A 22,270-nucleotide genomic window follows, 5' to 3' on the forward strand; every position below is an offset into this window, starting at 1 on the left:
ACTATGAAAATCAAGCAGCTCTCGGTTTTCCTGGAGAACAAGTCGGGCCGGCTGGCAGCAGTAACGCGCCTGCTGGCCGGGCAGGGGATCAACATCCGCGCCCTGTCCATTGCCGACACTTCTGACTTTGGCATTTTACGCCTCATCGTCAACGATCCTGAACAGGCCTACCGCGCCCTGAAGGAAGCGGGTTTCACCGTCAGCCTCACCGAGGTCCTGGGGGTGGAAATGCCGGACCGGCCCGGGGGTTTGAGTAACATCCTTTCTATCCTTGAAGAAGCCGGCATCAACATCGAATACCTCTATGCCTTTATCGGTAAGGGCGATAACGGTGCCCTGGTGATTTTCCGCGTCGAAGAGCTGGATAAAGCTATTACGATTCTCCAGGATAAGGGAATTACTATTGTGGAGGGTGAAAGGATCTACCGCCTCTGAAGATCCCACCTCTCCCTCCCAGTATTATGAAGGAGATGAAACCAAGTGGCCACTGCACCTCAATGCCGGGAAGCCATCCTGACCATTAAGCCCTACGTACCTGGTAAACCCATTGAAGAAGTCCAGCGGGAACTGGGGGTTAAGGATGTAATTAAACTGGCATCTAATGAGAATCCCCTGGGCCCATCGCCGGATGCCGTCCAGGCTTTACAAGAGGCCAGCGAGAGGGTTTACCTGTACCCCGACGGAAACTGCTATTACTTGAAAAATGCCCTGGCGGAAAAACTGGGTGTTTCCCCGGAGAATCTCATTGTGGGTAATGGAACTGATGAGATAATAAAAATGCTGGCCGAGACTTACCTCAACCCCGGAGATGAAATAGTTGTCGCTGATCCTACTTTTTCCGAGTATGAGTTTGCCGCCCAGGTCATGGCCGGTCGGGCCATCAAGGTACCCTGCCGTAGTTTCCGTCACGACTTGAAGGCCATGGCCGCCAGGATAACGCCCCGGACACGGATGGTCTTCATCTGTAATCCCAACAACCCCACGGGGACCATTGTCGGCCAGATGGTCCTGGACAGCTTTTTAAAGGAAGTACCTCCTTCCGTCCTGGTGGTGCTGGATGAAGCCTATGCCGATTACGTAACGGCCGAGCACTATCCTGACAGCCTGGCCTATATCCGCCACGGACGGGCCAACGTCATTGTCCTGCGTACTTTTTCCAAAATTTACGGCTTGGCGGGCCTGCGCGTGGGATACGGCGTGGCTGTGCCGGAAATTATCAGGAACTTGAACCGGGTGCGGGAGCCCTTTAACGTCAATCTCTTAGCTCAGGCGGCGGCCATTGCTGCCCTCAAGGATGAGGCCCATTACAAGAAGAGCCGGGAAGTAAATATAGAAGGCAAACAGTACCTCTACGAACAGTTTGCAGCCCTGGGTCTGCAGTATGTTCCTACAGAGGCCAATTTCATCTTTGTCGACATCCAGCGGGACAGCCGCACCGTTTTCCAGGAGCTTTTAAAAAGAGGTGTGATTGTCCGTACCGGCGATATCTTTGGCTATGATACTTACCTGCGGGTGACCATAGGTACACCGCGGCAGAATGAACGCTTTATCCAGGCCCTGCGGGAAGTTTTGGGTCGGGCGTAAAAATCAGGAATATATCCCTCCTTTCCTTGATATTTATGTTATAGCAGGATTGAAAGGAGGGATTTTTTTGCGGGCAAGAAAATACTTGGCAGTTGCAGTGAGTTTGTTGCTTGTAGTTGCTTTGGCGAGCGGGTGCGGTTTAATAGATAGGTTGACGGGTAAGTCCCGGTCCCAGGTCCAGATCCAGTTGCCGCCGCCGGAAACCAGCACGCCGGCAACCGGGGCCGAAGAAAAGAAAGAAAGCACCAAAACTACCCAGGTTGTCCTCTATTTCAGCGACCCCACCGGGAATTACCTGGTGGCCGAGCAACGTACCATCCCGCTGGTAGAGGGTATTGCCCGGGCAGCCATTGAGGAACTCATTAAAGGACCGGGGCCGGGTTCGCAGCTCCTGCCGACTATTCCCAAGGGGACGGTCCTGAAAGATATAAACATCCGCCCCGATGGCCTGTGCAGGGTAGATTTCAGTAAAGAACTGGTGGCCAACCACAGCGGTGGTTCCCTGGGGGAAAGTTTAACCGTCTATTCCATCGTCAATACCCTGACCCAGTTTCCCTCGGTCAAACAGGTCCAGTTCCTGGTGGACGGCCAATTTGTTAAAACTATTGCCGGACATGTCGATGTTTCGGCGGCTATAAGCCGCAATGAAAGCCTCATCAAAAAGGAAGCGCAGTAATTATTTGTCTAAAAATGACAAATATGAGGTGCCTTATCGGGGCACCATTTTTGTTTTTGCAACAAAAAATGGCGATGAAGGAAGGAAAGAATTGCGGCACAGCGAATAGTTATGGTAGCTGCAAAAATGAAAGGAGAAAGGAAGGGTGATGGACAAGCGCATACGTACGGGCCGGTGGGGTCTTTTATTGTTACTACTGGTGTTAATGTACATATTAACGCTGGGCTTAAAGGCCCTACCGGCCACAGCTGGCCCCGGTGTTACCCTCATCCTTAACGGTAACCGGGTTGACCCGGCGGTACCGCCTTATATTGACGACAACGGCCGCACCATGGTACCCTTGCGCTTCGTTATGGAGTATATGGGTGCGAGGGTGGATTGGGTAGAAAAAGAACAGGGTATTGTCGTTAACCGGGGGGCAACAATTTTAAAAATGTGGATTGGCAGCCGCCAGGCCTATGTAAATGGACAGGGCATCCTGCTTGATACCACGCCGGTATTAAAGGGTAATACGACCATGGTGCCGATCCGTTTCATCTCCCAGGCCTTTGGCGGCCAGGTGGACTGGAATGCTGCCTCTCAGACAGTCAGGATCACCCTGGGAACAGTCAAGGGCGCCAACCAGGTGCGCCTGACGGGCAGTTATGTTAATATCCGCTCCGGCCCAGGTCTGGATTACAGTATCATCGATGTCCTCCCCCGGGGGACGGTGCTAAGAAAGCTAGGGGAGATGCCCGACTGGTACAAAGTCCAATTAAATGATGGCCGGCAGGGGTGGGTTGCAGCAGCCTATGCCCAACCGGTTTATGATAATAATCTGCCGGGGAACGGCGGGACGCCCGGTGAAAACCCGCCTACGGGCGGAACTCAGCCCTCGGACGAGACCACCTTGCCCGGCGACGACCAGCCGCCGACCGGACAACCCCTGGGCCTGGCGGTTATCGGCAGCCGGCCGGTAGCAATTTTGGCCGGTCCCAGCCCGGTGGAAAAGCAGGTGGGTACGGCCGCTGCCGGCAGTAAACTGCCCATCTGGCAGCAAAAGGGTGACTGGTGGCAGGTGGAAATGACTAACGGCCGGCGCGGCTGGCTGGCTAGAGCCCTGGCCTCCTTTGCGCCCTACGAACCGTCGGGAAGTGAGCCTGATGGCCGGACGCCCGGCCTCCAGATTACCGGGGTAACAGTAGCGCCCGCAGGTGATGCCATCCAGGTTACCGTTAAAGCCACTGAGGTTTTTAATTATAAAACTTCCCGCTGGGACAATCGCCTGATTGTTGATGTTCCTGGCGCCCTCCTGGCCGTATCGGAAGGGCAGAAAACAGTGGAAGTAAACCGGCCTCCCGTGGCCAGGGTGCGCCTGGGGCAGTTTACGGCGGATACCGTTCGCATCGTCTTTGACCTTAACGGAGCCGCACGGATGAACGCCCGGCCGGCTGCTGACAAAAGCGGGATGATCTTTCTTTTAGAAAAGTCTTCCCTTAAGGGCAGTAAGATTGTCATCGATCCCGGCCATGGCACCGATCCGGAAGGGCCCGACCCCGGGGCCATTGGCCCTACCGGGGTTAAAGAAAAGGACGTCAATCTGGCTATAGCCCAGAAACTTGCCAGCCTGCTCCGGAAGGCGGGGGCCAGCGTTTACCTTACCCGCAATGGCGAGAACTGTCCCTATACCCTGGCGGGCCGGGCCTATTTTGCCAATGATGTGGGTGCCGACCTTTTTATCAGCATCCATTCTAATGCTTCCTATAGCTCCGACGCTTCCGGCACATCCACCTATTTCTATGCCCCGCCGGGTACGCCTCTCGGGGAGCAGAGGGAAGAGCGCCGGCGTCTGGCTACCGCCATCCAGGCCGCCCTGGTGGCAGCCATCGAAAGGAAAGACCTCGGTGTCCTGGAAGCCAATTTCTCTGTCTTACGCAATACCAACATGCCCTCGGTGCTGGTAGAGACGGCTTTTATCTCCAACCCCACCGAGGAACAGCTCTTGAACAGCCCGGCTTTCCAAGCCAGAGTAGCGGAGGGCATTTTTAACGGGATCAGCACCTACTTTGCCGATAATTAATTTTACCGCCAGTTGGCCACGTAGAGGAGCCTGCAGTGACTTGCGGGCTCCCTGCTTCTTTGTTACAATGGGGGAGCAGCAACCTGGGGGAGGGATACCGGTGCTGGCCCTGGTAGGAGGATACTTTTTAATTTTTTTGGCCCGGGTAACCGACGTCAGCATGGCTACTTTGAGAATGCTCCTTTTAGTCAGGGGCAAACGCTTTTATGCTGCCGGTATCGGGTTCTTTGAAGTTTCCATCTTTGTGGTGACTTTAAAATATGTAGTTGACCGCTTAAACGATCCGGCGAGCCTTGTTTTTTACGCCATGGGCTTTGCCACAGGCAATATAGTCGGTAGTCTCATTGAAGAAAAGGTGGCCCTGGGGCAGGTGACGGCTCAAGTAATCACCCTCCACAACCCCCTGGAGCTGGCCGGCACTTTACGAGCTGCCGGCTTTGGCGTTACTGTAACCGAGGGGCAGGGCCGGGACGGTTGCCATCCCATTTTAAACCTTAGTTTTCCCCGCAGGCAGCTAAATGTCATCCAGCAAATGGTAAACAAGTGGGATCCGGAAGCTTTTGTGGTTGTCCATGAAGTAAGAACAACTTATGGTGGTTTTTGCCATTACCGGCGCAAAGGGAAATAGACATTAACGGTATACCTTTAAGCATATAATATGAGGTACTGCTCTTTAATATTAAGATAACGACCTCGATAAGGAGTTGAGGACGGTGCAGCCCGTCCAGCCAGTGGGGGTTTTTGATTCCGGAGTTGGGGGGTTGACGGTAGCCCGGGAGATTACCCGGCAGCTGCCGGCAGAAACCATTATTTACTATGGTGATACGGCCCACGTACCCTACGGTTCCCGGACTGTAGACGAGCTGATAGGTTTTGCCGATGCCATAGCCGGCTTTTTAATTGCAAAAGGAGCCAAGGCCATTGTTGATGCCTGCAACACTACTTCCGCTGTGGCCCTGCCTTACCTGCAAAAAAAATATCATGTCCCGATTATTGGGGTAATTGAGCCCGGAGTAATAGAGGCACTGCGGGCCACGCAAAATGGCCGCATTGGCGTCATCGCCACTGAAGCTACAGTGGCCAGCAATGCCCATCGGAAAGCCATCCTCGCCCGTTCCGGAAAAGTCCAGGTTTTTGTCCGGGCGTGTCCCAAACTGGTACCCCTGGTAGAGGCCGGGCTGGTTTCCGGTCCCGAGGTAGAGGTGGCAGTGGCGGAGTACGTGGAACCCCTGGTTGAGGCGGGAATTGATACCCTGATTCTGGGGTGTACCCATTATCCCTTTCTGGCTCCAGTTATCCAGGAGGTGGCCGGCCCGGGGGTAACTCTAATCGATCCGGCGGCAGCTACGGTACGGGAGTTAAAGGAGGTGCTGGCTGCGGGCGGCGGCCTAAGGGGCGCCCACTGCTCCCAGGCCCACAGTTTTTTTGTCAGCGGTGATGCCCAATTATTTAGTAATGTGGGGATGCAATTGGTCGGCTGGCCGGAGCTTAAAGGCACCAGAAAACTGAAACTGGATTAAGGAGTAGCGACCATGGCCTTGACCAGAGTAAAGGGGCGTAGTCCGCGGGAGTTACGCCCGGTGACGATAGAACGGCATTATCTTAAGTACGCCGAGGGTTCGGTGCTGATCAGCATAGGTGATACGCGGGTCATCTGTAGTGCCACCGTGGAGGAAAAAGTACCACCCTTTTTACGCAACAGCGGCAGGGGCTGGATTACGGCCGAATATGCCTTGCTGCCCCGGTCGACCCGGGAGCGGACTGTGCGGGAAGCGACCCGGGGCCGCCCCAGCGGCCGCACCCAGGAAATCCAGCGCCTGATCGGCCGGGCTTTACGCAGTGTCGTCGATACGGCGGTTTTAGGTGAAAGAACCATCTGGCTTGATTGCGATGTTCTCCAGGCCGACGGCGGTACCCGGACGGCAGCCATTACCGGCAGTTTCGTAGCCCTGGCCGACGCCCTGGCCGGGCTGGTGGCGGCCGGGACCATACCCCGGTTACCCCTTCAGGATTTCCTGGCGGCTATCAGTGTGGGGCTGGTCGATGGCGAACTGCTGCTGGACCTGGACTTTGAGGAAGATTCCCATGCCAGTATTGATATGAATGTAGTTATGACCGGTTCCGGGCAGCTGGTAGAGGTCCAGGGAACAGCGGAAAAACAACCCTTCAGCCGGGAAGAAATGGCTGCCATGCTCGACCTGGCCGGGGAAGGGATAGCGCGGTTGATTGCTATCCAGCGCCAGGTCCTGGGGCCCCTGGCGGACCAGGTGGGGACAGGCTATGAGTAGGATAGTTGTAGCTACGGGTAACGAAGGGAAAGCCAGGGAATTTCGGGAGCTCCTGCGGGGACTGAATGTTGCTGTGGCAACTTTAAGGGATTTTCCCGGGTTGGCCCTTCCCGAGGAAACGGGCAATACCTTTGCCGAAAATGCCATTCTAAAGGCGCGGATAGTGGCAGAAAGCACCGGGCTGCCGTCCCTGGGGGACGATTCCGGCCTGGAAGTAGATTTCCTTAAAGGGGCGCCGGGGGTTTATTCCGCCCGCTTTGCCGGCGAACCATCTGATGACCGGCGAAATAACACTAAGCTGTTACAGCTTTTAGCCGGTGTACCTTGGGAAAAGCGTACGGCCCGTTTTCGCTGTGCCCTGGCCCTTGTTATTCCGGAAGGGGACATTTACCTGGCTGAAGGTACAGTGGAGGGCTTCATTGCTTATGAACCAAAAGGTGATTATGGTTTCGGGTATGACCCCCTGTTTTATTTGGCTGAATATGGTAAAACCCTCTCCGAACTTGGGGAGGAAATAAAAAACAACTTCAGCCACCGTGCCCGGGCCGTCCAGAACCTCTGGCTGGTTTTAAGCCGGCTGTGGCCGGGCGATAAAGCAGGGGGATAAAAGCTTTGACCGCAAGAGCCGGCTCAAGCACGCCCTGCAGGGCGCTAAGGGCCGATTATAATAAATATTGCCCCGCAGGGGAAAAATATTAATGAATTTGCCCGTTAGTGGCAAAAACTGTTTTTGACTTCAAGCATTTTTTACGGTATAATATGCTTTGCATGCGGGTGTAGCTCAATGGTAGAGCCCCAGCCTTCCAAGCTGGTTGCGTGGGTTCGATTCCCATCACCCGCTCCAGCAACAAGCGCCTGTAGCTCAGCTGGATAGAGCAGCGGCCTTCTAAGCCGCGGGCCGCAGGTTCGAACCCTGCCAGGCGCGCCAAAAAAGATAGGAAGATATGGTGGGTGTAGCTCAGTTGGTTAGAGCACCAGGTTGTGGCCCTGGGGGTCGTGGGTTCGAGTCCCATCTCCCACCCCATTTTTTTATCCATGCTGGGGCGTAGCCAAGCGGTAAGGCAACGGACTTTGGATCCGTCATTTCGTTGGTTCGAATCCAGCCGCCCCAGCCAGTATCTATGAGCCATTAGCTCAGTAGGTAGAGCACCTGACTTTTAATCAGGGTGTCCGGGGTTCGACTCCCCGATGGCTCACCATTTTTTTTGCGGGCGTGGCGGAACGGCAGACGCGCCAGACTTAGGATCTGGTGGGGTTCACCCGTGGAGGTTCAAGTCCTCTCGCCCGCACCAAACCTAATAAAATAAATTCAAGGCTTTCCGGGTTTAAAGCCCGGATTTTTTCTTTACCTATGCGCGATAGACTTGCGCGGCTTTCGTTTTAGAGCCTTCAGGTAATGGCGGGGGTCCAGGTTCTTCCCCTTTGCCGCCAGGATTTGGGGTGAGTGGCATGGGCCGCCTAACTCATGGCAAACTCCAGGGGGATGTTGCCGGCAATAGTTAAGAACCTAGAAAAGATCAATGTTCCAGTTGTCTTTTTAGGGTGTTTATCTCTTCCAGATTCAGCCCCGTGGCCCTGATAATGGTGTTGACGTCGACGTTAAGCAGGAGTAAGTTTTTGGCTACTTCTAACTTTCCTTCTAACTTTCCTTGCAATAGAGTTTCTTGCTTCATTTCATCCAGAGCTATTTCCAGGTTGCTAATCATCTGTTCCACCTCCATGGGATTGTTGGCCTCCAGGATGGAGTCCACTTTTGCCTGTACGCCGGAAGGCATTTTAGGTTTGATAATGTGCTTCAGCCAGGTTGTTATATGACGGAACTCATCGGGAGTCATGGTCTTTATTGCTTCAGCCAGTTTTTGGAGGCGCATTACCAGCGTTTCCGGCCTGGCTTTTTGGTCCAGTAAAAATATGCTAGCGATTACATTGGCAGCTTTGACAAGGTCTTCTTCGCTGTAGCGATTGACATCAAACAGTATGTAACTAAAGTCCAGAATATACCCGGCAAACTCCTGGTAACTGCTTATCATTTCTTTGAAGGTGCTGGCTGCTGTCCAGTTGTTAGCCCCGTTGTAGAGCACCCCCGAGATGATGGGCGGCAGGCGGAAATTCTTGCTTTCCCGCTCGTTCTGCGGGGTGTTGTTGTAGATTTCTCGCCAGATCTCGACCATATAGAGCAAAAGGCGGAAAGGTATCAGGTAGTCTACCGTTGACTGCAGCTCCAGCAGGATATAAAAGATGACGTTTTTATCCCTGGTCTTAAGCTTGTAAACAATATCGGCTTCTTTCTCGCTGAAATCCTGGAGGACGTAGGACTTATTCACCAGGATAAGGTCGTCTGCGTCAATGGCCGCCACCCAGTCTTCCCGGACGAAGGTCTTCAGCAGTTCTAGGAATACCCTTTTGTCGGTCAGGAGCTGCCTGTAACCCTTGTCGTGGGGGTGGTGGGAAGACCGGGGCTTCCATTCATTTTCCGGCACAGGAACACCTTCTTCCAGATGTAATTATATCATATTTTTGGGACAGTGAGGGATGTCGCCTGGAAAATGGCTTTTTTCCTGAAACGATTTTTCAATTGGGCGTAAGGCCGGTCCAACCAGGCGTGTTTTTCGTGCCCAGCTTGAGCGTTAACTTAGTGGTGAAAGGCCACTGCAGGTGGGGCAGCACTCGTCTGCTAGCCAAGAGATCCCTGGCCGTTACCGACCTAGGGGAAAAGCTGGCCTGGCGGAGAGCCGGCGATCCGGTGAGTTTATTCTTGTACCATTTTTGCACCACAGGTAGTACCTTCCAGCCCGTAATCGCGAGTGTTTGTCCCTGATAAGGTTTCTCTATCCACCTTTTACCGCTATCTGGCCCAGCAGGACCTGGCGGTATCTTCCGCGGCCGATGCCGGGGAAAAGGAAATCAAGTGCTTTGCCTACCAGTGAGCGAATGAGCTCTGGTAGGGGGATATCATGTACGGCCCTTACCTTATCGTCTTTATCGACGACGTCTCGCGCCTGATTACCGCGCCCAGTTCTTCTGGGAACAGAACTATACCGCTGTGCAGATAACCTTAGCTCTCTTCGTGCTTTGCCATATTGTATACCTCCCAGATTGCGATATAATATTTGCGTAAGGTTCAAATGAGAGCGTAAAACCCGAGAGGTTATTAGCGTAAAATGGAATAACTTCTTTTGAGGCTTAAACGTATCTCTTATATGGGGTTTGGTAAAAAATCTAAGGCGGTTACCACCAAAGGAGCAATTACCATGGAAATAGGTTCTACCATCAGGCATTTCCGTGAAGAAAGGGGCTATACCCTGGACGACCTGGCGGGCAGGGCGGGGATTTCCCCCTCATATTTAAGTGAAATCGAAAGAGGTCATAAGCGCCCCTCCCTCAAAACCCTGGATAAAATTTGCACTGCCCTCAATATTCCCCGGGAAAACCTTATACCCGCCGAAAACAGTGTCGGTCTGGGAGATAAAATCCGGATAGTGCGCCAGGAAAAAGGTCTTTCCCTCAAGGACCTGAGCGCAAAAACAGGTATTTCTTTCACTTATTTAAGCGAAATTGAAAGGGGTGTCCTGCATCCCGCCGCCGATACCTTGAGTAAGATTGCGTCCGCCCTGGAAGTCCCCCTCTCCCTGCTGGTAAGCCATACAGAAAACTGGATCGGGAAAAAACTTAAAGATGTCCGCGAATCCCTAGGGCTTACCCAGAGCGCCCTGGCAGCCCAGGCCGGCCTCTCGCCGGCAATGATCGGGCAGATTGAAGCAGGAAAAGTGCAGCCCTCCCTTAATACTATAGAAAAAATAGCCAGAGCCCTGGGAATTTCCCCTTGCTATCTGCTTATAGCCCGTGACCAGCTGGAAGAAATGCTGGCTTCCATGGGCCCGGATTTAAGGGAACTGCTGCTGAACGAGAATGTGCAGGCAGTACTCAGGCAGATCTGTTATTTAAATGAAAAACAACTGCGCTTTCTCTTGAAATTTATAGAGGTATTTAAACAGGCCCAGCTGGAGTAATTTTTTTGCCTCTTTCTTCGCCGAAAATATTTTTTGCGAAGAAATCATAAAGCATGGGAGGAAATTTTTCTTTCCTGGCGAATATTATTTACTGGAGGTGGTTGTGATGGGATGGTAAAAGGTTAGTTTGCAAAAATAACAACTAGTTCAAGACCGGGTATAAACAAAATAGAAAGGAGAATTATCCATGGAACAACCCAAATTGTCCGTTATCCTTCTTTCAGGAGAACTGGAAAAGTTACAAGCAGGGTGCCTGGTAAGCTCAGTAGCTTCCATGTCGGGGATGGAAGTCAACGTTTTCGTAACTATGGAGGCATTAAAAGCTTTTCGTAAAGATGTAATCAATGCCAGGGAGTTTAAAACCGCCGGTGAGATAGGCCGGGAAATGCTCAATAAGAATGTCGACCTGTTCTACCAGCTACTAGAAAACGCGAAAGACATGGGTAACCTGAAGGTATACGGCTGCGCCATGGCCATGGATTTGATGGAGTGGAAGAAGGAAGACCTCATAGATATTTTTGATGACGTAATCGGCGTTACGGCATTCCTGGGTAAAGCAGCCGGCAGCCAGGTCATTGTAATGTAAGTTAGATTCTTGGAGGGATAACATGTCCGAAGTAAATATCACGAAAACTATTGACGCCCGGGGCTCTTATTGTCCAGGACCGTTGATGGAACTGGTAAAAGCGATTAAGCGCGGTCAAATAGGGGACGTATATGAATTGTTGTCCAGTGATAACGGTTCGGCCAAAGATGTGCCGGAATGGGTCAACAAAATGGGACACGAGCTTGTATACTGCCGGGAAGATGGAGATTTCTGGCGTATTGCTGTCAAGAAAACAAAATAGCTGCTGGCCGGATGTTAACGGCCGGAGGGGGCGCAGGTAAACTCAAAGTTTAATTCCCTGCGCCCGCCCTGCCGGGTCTTCACTAAAGCTTACTGCTTAAGGGAGTGTCGTACGTGACCAGGCGCATCATCATTGTCGGCGGTGGCGTGGCCGGTACCATGGTGGCCAACCGGCTGGCAAAATCTATGGAAACCGAAGTTTATAACGGCGAGCTGGAAATAGTATTGATTGGTGATACAGGCAAGCATATTTACCAGCCGGGCTTCCTGTTCATGGCCTTCAATGAAGGCTTCCTGGAGCAGTTTGCCAGGGAAGAGAAATACCTGCTGCATCCCAAAGTAAATTTCGTTATGGACGCAGCGCGCCATATCGATGTTGACAGGAAAAGGGTTATTACCGGCAAGCAGTCCTTTGACTACGACTTCCTGGTTATAGCCACGGGGTCGTACCCCGATATGGATTCAGTACCCGGCCTGGCGGCAGGTGGCCACACTTTCTATACCCCAGAAGGCGCGGAGAAACTACGGTATGAAATGCTGAATTTCCAAGGCGGCACCCTGCTGGTAACCATCGACGTGCCCCATAAGTGCCCGGTGGCACCCCTGGAGTTCATTTTTATGGCCGATGATTACTACCGGGAAGCCGGTATCCGTAACAAAGTGCAGTTAAAGTACACCTACCCCATCGGCCGCGTTCATTCCCTGGAGCCTGTTGCTAAATGGGCCGTAAAGGAATTCGAAAAGCGTGGTATTGAATATGAAACCTTTTTTAATCTGGAAAAGGTTGATCCCGAAAAGAGAATTGCTTACAACATGGACGGTTCCGAGCACCCCTATGATTTGCTGATTGCTATCCCGGCTCACCGGGGAGCTAGAGTAATTCAAGATTCCGGGCTGGGCGATGAAGACGGCTTTATCCCCACCGACCGTTATAGTTTAAAGATGGAAGGGCAGGATTGTGTCTATGTGATCGGCGATGCCACCGACCTGCCTGTCAGCAAAGCAGGATCAACCGCCCATTATGAAGCCGACGTAGTCGTGAAAAATTTAATCAGTGAATTAAAGGGATTGCCGGCCACCCATCGTTATAATGGCAAGGCGTTTTGTTTTATTGAAACCGGGTTAAATGAGGCCACGTATATCACCTTTAACTACAAGCAACCGCCGCAGCCGGTGCCGCCTTCAGAGATGCTGCACTGGTTCAAGCTCTCTTACAATGAAATGTACTGGCTGTCTGCCCGGGGGATTTTATAAGGGGGGAGTGAGGAAGGATGGCCCAACCTGCCAGGAAAATAATGGGAACTACCAGTACGGAGCCGGAACTATCCGGACGCTCGCGGGAAGTTTTGGATCTTATCAGTGCCGGTATGGATTCCCTGGAACCGCCTGTTATCCAGAATATGGTTGGCAATTTGGTCCGGCTTGGTGAAATGGCCGATGAATTCAACCGCCCGGAAATGCTGGATCTTTTCCGGGAGGTCGCCAGGGCCGGCAGCAACCTTCGCAGCTTAATTGCAGAAATAAGAGATCTGCAGGAGACGGGGACGATGACTACCTTGCTGGAGCTTGGGAGAGTGGTCCAGGCAATGAAAGATTCGTTAACAGCGGGAGTAGTCACAGGAGCTTTACAACAGATAGTTAATACCGTATTCATGATGGACCAGATTCAAACACTTAAGGGTGACAGGCTCATGACAGGTATGATCGCCGCTATGCAAGAAGCCGTTCAGGAGAATAAGGATAAATCCCCGCAAGGCGTATTGAGTCTGCTGCGGCAATTAAACAATCCGGAGGCCCGGAAAGGCCTTAGTATCTTCGCTTCTTTCCTGCAAAAGCTACCAGCGCATCTGGGTTCTACCAATTAGCATTTATGACAGGCTGCCGGCCGGGCAGCTTTTTTTGTTTTGCCTGCCAAAGTTGTTTGGGTTAATTTATGTTGATAACTACTTTACCATTTATTAACTAAGGTCTTGTCATGGCTGAGGGGATATAGCTGTACCAGTTCGGTCGGGTGAAAGTTAGCAGGGAGTTTATGTAGTGCTCCCCGTTGTCAAGACATTTTTTTGAAAAAATTAAGCTATACTATCCTCCCTTCTTCTTTATTGCAAGTTGCCATATTTGTTGATAATTGCCATTTATCTATGGCTTTTACCTGTTATTAGTTGTTACATGGTGACTAATGTAGTCTCTGCAAGCTTGAGCTGACCGAAATATAAGTCTGCCGGTTTTTGGTGGTTAATGGCCTGGTGTGGCCTCTCAAAGTTGTATTCGTCAATATAGGTCCGTACCGCCCGGTATACTTCCCGGGGCTTCCGGTACTCTTCGTAATAGATTTTTTCCCACTTCAGATTCCTGAAAAACCGTTCTGTAATGGCATTGTCGGTTGCCCGGCCTTTGCCGTCCATGCTGATCTGTATCCCGTTTCTTTTTAAAAGCTCAATGTACTCGCTGCAGGTAAAGTGGCTGCCCTGGTCGCTGTTAATGATTTCCGGCTTCCTCACTGCCAGCGCTTTCTTAAGCGCTCGCATTACAAATGACCGCTCCAGTGTTTGGGATAATTCCCAGCTCACTATATAGCGTGAATACCAGTCGATTATGGCTACCAGGTACATAAAACTGCCTTTCATCCGGATATAGGTGATGTCGATACCCCAGATGTGGTCGGGCCTTTCGGCCTTCACGCCCCTCAGCAGATAGGGATATGTATGGTTTTGATGATTTCGCTTGCTCAGGTTGGGACCTGGGCATAACCCGGCTATCCCCATCCGGCGCATTAGCCGCAGCACGCGCTTTTTATTGACTACATAGCCCATATCCCTTAACACTGCCCGGATCCGCCTGTAGCCGTAATGCGGCCAACGGGTGTAGATCTCGTCTATCTGGTGCATTAGCTCGATGCCTTTGTCTGCTTCCTCCGATGGCTTGTAGTATATGCTGGTGCGGTTGACGTCTAAAAGTTCCGCCTGCCTCTTTACTGAGATTTCGGGGTGATGACGCTCCACCATTTCACGTCTTTCGACGGCGCTCGTTGAGTTCAGCAGATTTTTTTTCAACCAATTGACCTCTATGGTCAACTGGCCGATCTGCTTGATCAGTTCCTCCTTCTCGGCTTCATACTGCTTTCTCATCTTTTCCAGTTCGCTGGCGCCGCGGGTGAAAAGGGAAGGGAGGTTCTCTATGGCCTCAGCCTTCCATCGGTGTAGCTGGGTGGGGTGGACTTCGTATTGAGCAGCGATCTCGGCTACTGTCTTCTCCCCACGGAGCATTTCCAACACGATGTTTGCTTTTTGTTCAGCTGTAAATTTTTTTCTCTTTTCCATGTCACCATTATAGCTTAATTTTTTTGTTTTTGTGTCTTAACCTATGGGTCCATTATATTAATTTGCTAAGCGGCGGCATAGCCGACCTTTACAGAACTGTGGCCGTGCAGGTAAAAGCAACGGCCACTTTTCGTTTTATTTTTTATGCCTATTAACAGGCCATAAAATAAAAATATTTTTCCGGTCAAGAAGGAATTTTGCCATCAATGGCGAATAAATAAAATAGACAGACACATCAGATCACAAAATAACAAAGTGATCTCATAGTAAGGAGCTGACCTTTGTGCGGGAGAACAAAGTAAAAAAAGCCCTGGCCGATGGCGAAGTAGTTATCGGCACCATGATCTCCGAGGTCAGGGGGCCGGGTATTATCACCATGCTGGCTACGGCCGGCTATGATTTCGTCTATATTGACATGGAACATTCCTCTTACAGCATCGAAACCGTGGCCGACATGATAGCCGTCTCCAAAGCCACAGATATCGTGACAATTGTCAGGACGCCGGGTTTGTCGCGGCTGGCCTTATCCCGGCCCCTCGATGCCGGGGCGGAGGGGCTTTTAATCCCCCAGGTAGAGAGCGAAGAAGAAGTAAAGAAAATTGTTGAGTACACCAAGTATTACCCCCTGGGGGAGCGCGGTATGGCCCTGCGGCGCGCCCATTCCAACTTTGCCCCGGTGAAAACGGCCGACTATATTAAGCTGGCCAATGAACAAACTTTAATAGTCATCCAGATTGAAAGCGAGACGGCCATCCGCGACCTGGAAAAGCTCGTAAGTGTACAAGGAGTGGATGCGGCCTTTATCGGGCCTGCTGATCTTACCCAGTCCTACGGCATACCGGGCCAGACAGGAGACCCGCGGATTACCGCCGCCCTTGAACGTTTTATCCGCGTTTGCAATGATCACGGCGTAGCGCCGGGCATTCACGTCTATGACATGGATAGCGCTAAAAGGTGGATCGACGCTGGTATGAGGCTGATAGCCTACTCCAACGATATCAGCATGATCGTGGATACAGGCCGCAGGTATACTGCCGAATTAAAAGAATATGTAGCCTCAAAGTGCTAGTTACGATGCTAAATTATGGGGGTAAATGCAATGGCAAAATTTGTACCCAGGGGCATTATCCCGGCCATGGCCACACCCACCGACGAATGGGGCAATATTAATGAGAGCGCGCTGCGCAAGCTGGTCAATCATTTAATTGAGGGCGGGGTACACGGCCTTTTCCCGGTAGGCAGCCAGGGCGAGTTTTTTGCCCTGACATTTGAGCAAAAGAAAAAAGTGATTGAGATAGTCATTGACGAAACCCGGGGCCGCGTTCCTGTTTACGCCGGCACGGCGGCTCTGACAACGAAGGAAGCCATAGAAACTACTAAAATGGCCCGCGACCTGGGTGTTGATGCCGTATCCATCCTGACGCCCTTTTTCACCAACCTGAGCCAGAAGGAGGTTATCGGGTTTTACCTGGACATAGCCCGGGCCGTCCCCGACCTGCCGGTATTGCTTTACTCCAATCCGGGCAGGACCAAGGTGCCTATTGCGGTAGAAACCGTCAAAGAGCTGGCTGCAGTAGACAACATTGTCGGCATCAAGGACTCCAGCGGCGACATGACCCTTACGGCCGAATACATCAGGGTCACGCGGGATATGGATTTTTCTGTCCTGGCCGGCCGGGACACCCTGATCTATGCCACCCTCTGCTACGGCGGCACAGGCTCCATTACGGCTACGGCCAACGTGGAACCCCGCATAGCAGTAGAAATTTATGAAGCCTTTATGGCCGGCGATCACCGGCGCGCCCTGGAGGCCCAGTACCACCTGGCACCGCTGCGCCTGGCCTTTGAACTGGGCACCTTTCCCGTGGTAATCAAGGAAGCCTTGAATATGATCGGCATCGACGCGGGTAAGGCCATCCGGCCCGTTGGTCCCCTGACGGAAGAAAACCGGGCTCGCCTGCGGCAGGTCTTGCAGGATATGGGCGTAGTTAAAGCATAGGGTGGTGCGGGAAGTCAAATGAAGAAGAAAGTCTTGATCGTCCAGCCGATCCACGAAAGCGGCCTGAAGGTGTTTGACGACCGGTTCGAGGTGCGGGTTGCTCCCGACCCGTCGGTAGAAACAGTTAAACGTGAGATCAAAGGTGTGGAAGGCGTTATCGTGCGCACGGCACCTTTTACCCGGGAAATAATTGCGGCTGCCGACAGCTTGAAAGTCATTGCCCGCCATGGTGTGGGCGTGGATAACATTGATCTTCGGGCGGCTACGGAAAGGGGTATCCTGGTACTCAATACGCCGGATGCCAATGCCGTTTCCGTTGCCGAGCATACCCTTACCGCCATAGGTGCCCTGGCCAAGAGGGTGCTCCCTATGGACCGGGCCACCCGCCGGGGCGACTGGGAAGCCAGGAATGAATACAAGGCCGTGGACCTGGACGGCAAGGTGCTGGGTCTGATAGGTATGGGCAGGATCGGGAGCATGGTGGCCAGGAAGGCTGCCGCCGCCTTTAACATGGAGGTAATCGCGTACGACCCTTATGTGCGGCCCGAAGTGGCGGCGAAAAATGGAGTTGTATTATATGAAGATTTGGACCGCATCTTCCGGGAAGCCGATGTTATATCCATTCACACTCCCCTCACGGCTGAGACCAGGGGCCTGGTAAATGAGGCCAGGCTGGCCCTGATGAAATCTTCGGCTTTCCTGGTGAACTTCTCCCGCGGTGGCGTGGTGGACGAGGAGGCTCTGTATCGCGCTCTTAAAGATGGAGTTATTGCCGGCGCCGCCCTGGATGTTTTCGAGGAAGAGCCCCCCTCACGAAATCATCAGTTATTTGAGCTCGATAATGTGCTGCTTTCTCCCCATAGCGCGGCCCTAACGGAGGAATGCGTGGTCAGGATGGCCACCGGCGCGGCCCGGGGGGTAGTAGATGTACTTACTGGTAAAAGGCCACAATTTGTGGTTAACACGGAAGTTTTAAAGCAATAGTAGTAAAACATTTACCTGCTAAGCAAAGGGACAAAATAGGACGTGGCGGGTCGACTGCAAGGGGGAATTTATTAGTGGCCAGGTATTCCGTCCCCAATGGTAAAAAAATGGTGGAATTTGAGATACCGGATGGAGTAGATGTGACCGTCGTTGAGTCCCGGAAACTTCCCGTCCTTCCCGATACGGAACGAGCTATCAGGGAGGCTGTCGCCAACCCTATTGGCAGCCGGCGTCTGCGGGCTATGGTGCAACCGGGGCAGAAGGTGGCTATAATCGTTACCGATATTACCCGGAAACTACCGGAGGACATTATCCTGTCGGTTTTAATAGAGGAACTGCTGGCCGGCGGTATCTGCGTGAATGATATTACCGTAGTGGTGGCTACCGGGACCCACAGGCCCAATAGCCGCAAAGAGTTAGTTGATATGTTTGGTGAGGAAAACGTCACCCGCCTGCGCTTCGTCAACCACAACGCCTGGGATAAAGAAGGACTGGTTTATTTAGGCAAATCTCAAAGAGGCATACCGCTGGTAGTCAATAAATATGTGGCGGCAGCAGATATTAAAATCTCCACCGGGGTTATCGAGACCCACCTCCTGGCCGGCTACAGCGGCGGCGTAAAAAGCGTGGCTGTCGGGGTAGCGGGGGCGGAGACTATAGCAGCGACCCACAATTACCAGGTGATGGCAGAAACACGGCTGGGGGTGATTGAGGGTAACACCTTCCGGGATTTCTTGACCGAGGCCGCTATGGCTATAGGCCTGGACTTTATCGTCAACGTAGTCCAGACCGGCAATAAAGAATTGGTCCGGGTGGTGGCCGGGCACCCGGTGGCGGCTTTCCTGGAAGGCGTCAAGACGGCGCGGACCATGTATGAGGTGGAGATTGATCATCATGCGGATATTGTCATTGCCGGCGTAGGTTACCCCAAAAACCGCGACCTTTACCAGGCTACCAGGGCGGCCAACACCTCTATCTTCGGTCCCCGGCCGGTGGTGAAAAAAGGCGGGGTAATCATTATTCCGGCCAGCTGCGAAGACGGCTTCGGCCACCCCGGCTACGTGGACTGGATGGCCGCGTCCGGTGGGCCCGACGACATTATTGAACATGCCGCGAAGGAAGGTTTTGCCCCCGGGGATCAAAAAGCACTAATTTTGGCTTGGATTCTAAAACAGGCGCGGGTGGTTGTGACCGATTGTGAAATTCCTGCAGGAGAATTAAAAAAGGTATATTTAGAAGCCATGCCTACTTTGCAGGAGGCAGTGAACAGGGAAATTGCGGGTAGAACCGGTGTGAGGGTAATTATAATCCCGGATGCCCTTCTTACTTTGCCCATTTTGCGAAAACAGCAACACTTATAATTTTATCTAGCCGGGGGTGGTGGCGGTGAAGAAACATATAAGGACGACGGGCGTCTTTTTAATCATCGTTGGCGTGGCTATAATGGTCGACTCTGTTATGGTGCTTAAACTTGGAAATTATCATAATCCGGATTCTGGCTTTTTGCCCTTTTGGTACAGTTTACTGATGGTAATATTCAGCCTGGTGCTGGTAATCAGTAATTTGGGTGCTGATGACCGGCCGCAACCTTTTTGGGAATCCCTGCAATGGGTAAATCCCTTAATAGCTGTCATAATTATAGGATTATACGGTTTTATTATGGAAAAATTAGGATATTTACTCGCTACTTTTATATTTCTTCTGGTATGGGAAAAGCTTTTGGAGCATGAAAAATGGTTGAAAACATTAGTTATTTCCGTCTTCGGGACCATTTCATTATATTTAATTTTTGAGCATATGCTGGGAGTCCCGCTTCCGGCAGGCATTTTCGCTCTATAGGGGGGCAAGTAATGGGTATTTTTGAAGGTCTTTTTAACGGATTTTCCATTGCCCTGCAGGGCTACAACCTTTTATTTGCCTTTATAGGCTGCTTGCTCGGCACGGCCATCGGTGTCCTTCCCGGCCTCGGCCCGGCGGCTACAATATCACTACTCTTACCGGTAGTTTATAAAATGAGTTCACCGGCGACATCAATAATTTTTTTGGCCGGAATTTATTACGGTTCGATGTACGGCGGGTCGACGACTTCGATTCTCCTTAACTTGCCGGGTGAGGCGGCATCGGTAGTTACCGCGATAGATGGCTATAAAATGGCTTTGAAAGGTCGGGCAGGAGCGGCGTTGGGAATTGCCGCCATTGGCTCTTTTATCGCCGGCACTATCGGGGTGATTGGTTTGAGCATAGTCGCCCCTCCCCTGGCCGAATTTGCCCTGCGCTTTGGGCCCCCGGAGTACTTTGCCCTCACCCTTGTGGGGCTTTTGCTGGCGGTATTTCTTTCGGGATCGTCCATAGTAAAGGGGCTTATTGCCTTACTCATCGGCCTTTTGCTGGCGAGCGTCGGTCTTGATCCCATTACCGGTAAGGTCCGTTTTACCGGTGGAATTATAGGCCTTCAAGGCGGTTTTGATTTTGTAACTCTGGCCATGGGGGTATTCGGCATCGGTGAGATTTTATATAGCCTCGAACAAAACATTAAAGGTGAGATTGTAACTACAAAAATCGGCAAAGTTTTTCCTACCATAAAAGATTTCATAGAAGCGAAATGGGCGATTATTCGCGGTTCGTTAATCGGCTTTTTCGTTGGCATCCTTCCCGGCGGCGGGGCCGTAATTGCTTCCTTGGCGTCCTACGCCGTGGAAAAAAGGTGCTCCAAGAAACCGGAAGAATTCGGACATGGGGCCATATGCGGCGTTGCTGGCCCGGAATCGGCGAACAATGCCGCCTCCAGTGCCTCTTTTATACCTCTCCTTACGTTGGGTATCCCCGGTAATGCCTCTATCGCCATGATTTTTGCAGCGCTAATGATCCAGGGGGTAACACCCGGACCTTTCCTTGTAAAAGAGCACGCCGATGTCTTTTGGGGAGTTATCGCTTCGATGTATATAGGCAATCTGATGTTGTTGGCCCTCAATCTACCCCTTGTGGGTCTCTGGGTTCAACTTTTGAAGGTTCCTTTTGGGATTCTGGCACCGGCGGTGGTATTGTTCACCTGTGTAGGCGTCTACAGCATCGCCAACGATACCTTCAATATATATGCCTTACTGTTCTTCGGCCTCCTGGGCTATTTTATGCGCAAACTTGATTTTGAGCCGGGTCCGTTACCTTTAGCCTTCGTACTTGCCCCCATAATTGAGAATTCTTTAAGGCAGTCTCTTTTGATGTCGGGCGGCAGTATGGCCATCTTTTTTACCCGGCCAATAGCGGCGACTTTGTTCGCTATCTTTATAGCTCTGGTGATTGCACAAGGTCTGCAAACGTTATGTCAGCGAAAAAGGTCGAAGGTTTCGCCGGGAATGAGCACCGGCGAAGTTTAATACAGCCTTCGTAAAGCTATCTACGGGAAATAAACTTAATGGAAAGGGGTAGATAATTAAGATGTATCGTAAGAAAGCCTGGAGAATATTGGGTCTGTTGATGGTCGCCCTGCTGGTGCTCCTTATTGCCAGCGGCTGCGGCGGTAAATCTGCTACTCAGGACAATACCCCTTCTCAAGAGAAGAACGAAGGGGCTGCGGCAACAAGCAGTAAATATCCAGAAAAACCCATCACCATTATCGTTCCTTATGCGGCAGGCGGTTCTACCGATGCCTTGGCCAGGGCCATTGAAAAGGTTTGGACCAAATACTGCCCGCAGCCCGTCATGATTGTTAACAAACCGGGCGCTGGCGCTGTTGTAGGTCGGGAATTTGTCAAAACTTCCAAGCCCGACGGTTACACCTTAATGATAGGCTACGGTTCAGGGGAAGACCTAATCGGTCCCCAGTTGCAAAAAGTACCCTACGATCCTCTGAAGGATTTCACGCCTATTGCCAGGATGTCGATCCACTCAACCATTATTTGTGTTCCTGGCAACTCCCAGTTTAAATCAATGAAGGAGCTTATTGATTGGGCTAAAACTAGTAATCAGCCCGTCACCGCCAGCGTATCGACGGCTACGGGCAACGTCAATATCACCATGCGCGGGATCGGCAAAGTTACTGGCATTAACATCGTTCCCATACCCCATCAGGGTGGCGCCCAAGCCATTACCGACCTGATCGGCGGGCATGCCATCGTGGGCGGCGGTTCCGGCAACGAAGTGGCGCCCCATATTCAGGCCGGCAGGCTGCGTCCTCTGGCTGTAGATCTACCGGAGCGCGATCCCGCCTTCCCGGATGTACCGACTTTAAAAGAGCAGGGCATTAATTTCTACAGCTGGGGATCGGTTAAAGGTATTGCCGCTCCGGCCGGAACTCCTAAAGAAGTGGTTGATTATCTAGCCGACGTACTGAAAAAGGTAAGCGAAGATCCCGAGTTTAAAGAGTCAATGAAGAATCTCCATCAGCCCATCCTTTATATGGGTCCCGAAGAATTTCAGAAATTCTTCAAAGAGGCCTATGACTATTTCGGCAAGCTGATTAAAGACCTGAATATAACATTGCAATAAAAGGTTGTAACCCTTCCT

General features: G+C 51.8%; 23 protein-coding genes and 6 tRNA genes. 27 read left to right on the top strand and 2 right to left on the bottom strand.

The annotated features are described in order from the left end of the window. Positions 1 to 3 precede the first annotated feature (3 nt). The 14 genes from E308F_RS13145 (at position 4) to E308F_RS13210 (ending at position 7,899) form a co-directional block, all read left to right on the top strand. A complete protein-coding gene (locus tag E308F_RS13145) occupies positions 4 to 435 on the top strand; it encodes an ACT domain-containing protein (RefSeq protein WP_141265387.1) in 432 nt (143 codons plus the stop codon). Positions 436 to 480: 45 nt separating this feature from the next. After that, positions 481 to 1,584, top strand: a complete 1,104-nt coding sequence (gene hisC / locus E308F_RS13150) for a histidinol-phosphate transaminase (protein WP_141265388.1) — start codon at positions 481 to 483, stop codon at positions 1,582 to 1,584. 67 nt (positions 1,585 to 1,651) lie between these two features. Further along, entirely contained in the window at positions 1,652 to 2,260 is a 609-nt protein-coding gene (locus E308F_RS13155; protein WP_141265389.1) for a GerMN domain-containing protein, read from the top strand. Between the two features lie 148 nt (positions 2,261 to 2,408). Then, entirely contained in the window at positions 2,409 to 4,319 is a 1,911-nt protein-coding gene (locus E308F_RS13160) for an N-acetylmuramoyl-L-alanine amidase (protein WP_141265690.1), read from the top strand. A 67-nt stretch (positions 4,320 to 4,386) separates the two neighbouring features. Continuing rightward, positions 4,387 to 4,947: a DUF2179 domain-containing protein gene (locus E308F_RS13165; RefSeq protein WP_216363822.1), complete on the top strand. Its 561-nt coding sequence runs from the start codon at positions 4,387 to 4,389 to the stop codon at positions 4,945 to 4,947. Between the two features lie 85 nt (positions 4,948 to 5,032). Continuing rightward, a complete protein-coding gene (gene murI, locus E308F_RS13170; protein ID WP_141265390.1) occupies positions 5,033 to 5,839 on the top strand; it encodes a glutamate racemase in 807 nt (268 codons plus the stop codon). Between the two features lie 18 nt (positions 5,840 to 5,857). Beyond that, positions 5,858 to 6,607 (top strand): ribonuclease PH, encoded by a 750-nt coding sequence (gene rph, locus E308F_RS13175; protein ID WP_373995613.1) that lies wholly within the window; start codon positions 5,858 to 5,860, stop codon positions 6,605 to 6,607. After that, positions 6,600 to 7,214, top strand: a complete 615-nt coding sequence (locus E308F_RS13180) for an XTP/dITP diphosphatase (protein ID WP_141265392.1) — start codon at positions 6,600 to 6,602, stop codon at positions 7,212 to 7,214. Before rph ends, E308F_RS13180 begins: the two co-directional genes overlap by 8 nt. 163 nt (positions 7,215 to 7,377) lie before the next feature. Beyond that, positions 7,378 to 7,451 (top strand) — tRNA-Gly (locus tag E308F_RS13185). A 7-nt stretch (positions 7,452 to 7,458) separates the two neighbouring features. Next, a tRNA-Arg gene (locus E308F_RS13190) sits at positions 7,459 to 7,535 on the top strand. A gap of 19 nt (positions 7,536 to 7,554) precedes the next feature. Continuing rightward, positions 7,555 to 7,631 (top strand) — tRNA-His (locus tag E308F_RS13195). A gap of 15 nt (positions 7,632 to 7,646) precedes the next feature. After that, positions 7,647 to 7,722: transfer RNA gene (locus E308F_RS13200), tRNA-Gln, on the top strand. 8 nt (positions 7,723 to 7,730) lie between these two features. Next, positions 7,731 to 7,806 (top strand) — tRNA-Lys (locus E308F_RS13205). 8 nt (positions 7,807 to 7,814) lie between these two features. Next, positions 7,815 to 7,899: transfer RNA gene (locus E308F_RS13210), tRNA-Leu, on the top strand. Positions 7,900 to 8,124: 225 nt separating this feature from the next. Here E308F_RS13210 and E308F_RS13215 read toward each other — a convergent pair. Continuing rightward, positions 8,125 to 9,087, bottom strand: a complete 963-nt coding sequence (locus tag E308F_RS13215) for an Rpn family recombination-promoting nuclease/putative transposase (RefSeq protein ID WP_141265393.1) — start codon at positions 9,085 to 9,087, stop codon at positions 8,125 to 8,127. A gap of 324 nt (positions 9,088 to 9,411) precedes the next feature. Here E308F_RS13215 and E308F_RS16675 point away from each other — a divergent pair, with 324 nt between their 5' ends. From E308F_RS16675 to E308F_RS13240, 6 genes are all read left to right on the top strand, one after another. Then, positions 9,412 to 9,534: a hypothetical protein gene (locus E308F_RS16675; protein ID WP_256370606.1), complete on the top strand. Its 123-nt coding sequence runs from the start codon at positions 9,412 to 9,414 to the stop codon at positions 9,532 to 9,534. Positions 9,535 to 9,858: 324 nt separating this feature from the next. Next, positions 9,859 to 10,617, top strand: coding sequence for a helix-turn-helix domain-containing protein (locus E308F_RS13220; RefSeq protein WP_141265394.1), 759 nt, complete (start codon positions 9,859 to 9,861; stop codon positions 10,615 to 10,617). 187 nt (positions 10,618 to 10,804) lie between these two features. After that, positions 10,805 to 11,203, top strand: a complete 399-nt coding sequence (locus tag E308F_RS13225) for a DsrE/DsrF/DrsH-like family protein (RefSeq protein WP_141265395.1) — start codon at positions 10,805 to 10,807, stop codon at positions 11,201 to 11,203. 22 nt (positions 11,204 to 11,225) lie between these two features. Next, positions 11,226 to 11,465, top strand: coding sequence for a sulfurtransferase TusA family protein (locus E308F_RS13230; protein ID WP_054936299.1), 240 nt, complete (start codon positions 11,226 to 11,228; stop codon positions 11,463 to 11,465). Between the two features lie 113 nt (positions 11,466 to 11,578). Then, positions 11,579 to 12,718: an NAD(P)/FAD-dependent oxidoreductase gene (locus E308F_RS13235; protein WP_141265396.1), complete on the top strand. Its 1,140-nt coding sequence runs from the start codon at positions 11,579 to 11,581 to the stop codon at positions 12,716 to 12,718. A 17-nt stretch (positions 12,719 to 12,735) separates the two neighbouring features. After that, positions 12,736 to 13,329, top strand: a complete 594-nt coding sequence (locus E308F_RS13240) for a DUF1641 domain-containing protein (RefSeq protein WP_141265397.1) — start codon at positions 12,736 to 12,738, stop codon at positions 13,327 to 13,329. Positions 13,330 to 13,629: 300 nt separating this feature from the next. On the opposite strand, the gene E308F_RS13245 is transcribed toward E308F_RS13240, so the two are convergent. Further along, the gene (locus E308F_RS13245) at positions 13,630 to 14,784 is read right to left on the bottom strand and encodes an IS3 family transposase (RefSeq protein WP_141265398.1); all 1,155 of its coding nucleotides are present in this window, start codon (positions 14,782 to 14,784) and stop codon (positions 13,630 to 13,632) included. A 283-nt stretch (positions 14,785 to 15,067) separates the two neighbouring features. Here E308F_RS13245 and E308F_RS13250 point away from each other — a divergent pair, with 283 nt between their 5' ends. The 7 genes from E308F_RS13250 (at position 15,068) to E308F_RS13280 (ending at position 22,252) form a co-directional block, all read left to right on the top strand. After that, positions 15,068 to 15,853 carry an HpcH/HpaI aldolase family protein gene (locus E308F_RS13250; RefSeq protein WP_141265399.1) on the top strand — a complete coding sequence of 262 codons (786 nt, stop codon included), beginning with the start codon at positions 15,068 to 15,070 and terminating at the stop codon, positions 15,851 to 15,853. 30 nt (positions 15,854 to 15,883) lie between these two features. After that, positions 15,884 to 16,783: a 4-hydroxy-tetrahydrodipicolinate synthase gene (gene dapA, locus E308F_RS13255; protein ID WP_216364558.1), complete on the top strand. Its 900-nt coding sequence runs from the start codon at positions 15,884 to 15,886 to the stop codon at positions 16,781 to 16,783. Positions 16,784 to 16,801: 18 nt separating this feature from the next. Then, a complete protein-coding gene (locus E308F_RS13260; protein ID WP_141265401.1) occupies positions 16,802 to 17,767 on the top strand; it encodes a hydroxyacid dehydrogenase in 966 nt (321 codons plus the stop codon). Between the two features lie 74 nt (positions 17,768 to 17,841). Further along, the gene (gene larA, locus E308F_RS13265) at positions 17,842 to 19,128 is read left to right on the top strand and encodes a nickel-dependent lactate racemase (protein WP_141265402.1); all 1,287 of its coding nucleotides are present in this window, start codon (positions 17,842 to 17,844) and stop codon (positions 19,126 to 19,128) included. Between the two features lie 16 nt (positions 19,129 to 19,144). Further along, a complete protein-coding gene (locus E308F_RS13270; RefSeq protein WP_216364559.1) occupies positions 19,145 to 19,606 on the top strand; it encodes a tripartite tricarboxylate transporter TctB family protein in 462 nt (153 codons plus the stop codon). Positions 19,607 to 19,617: 11 nt separating this feature from the next. Further along, positions 19,618 to 21,141, top strand: coding sequence for a tripartite tricarboxylate transporter permease (locus E308F_RS13275; protein ID WP_141265404.1), 1,524 nt, complete (start codon positions 19,618 to 19,620; stop codon positions 21,139 to 21,141). Positions 21,142 to 21,202: 61 nt separating this feature from the next. Beyond that, on the top strand, positions 21,203 to 22,252 hold the full coding sequence (locus E308F_RS13280; protein WP_141265405.1) for a tripartite tricarboxylate transporter substrate binding protein: 1,050 nt from the start codon (positions 21,203 to 21,205) through the stop codon (positions 22,250 to 22,252). Positions 22,253 to 22,270: the final 18 nt, after the last annotated feature.

It is taken from the genome of Moorella sp. E308F, from assembly GCF_006538365.1.
GTDB lineage: Bacteria > Bacillota > DSM-521 > Neomoorellales > Neomoorellaceae > Neomoorella.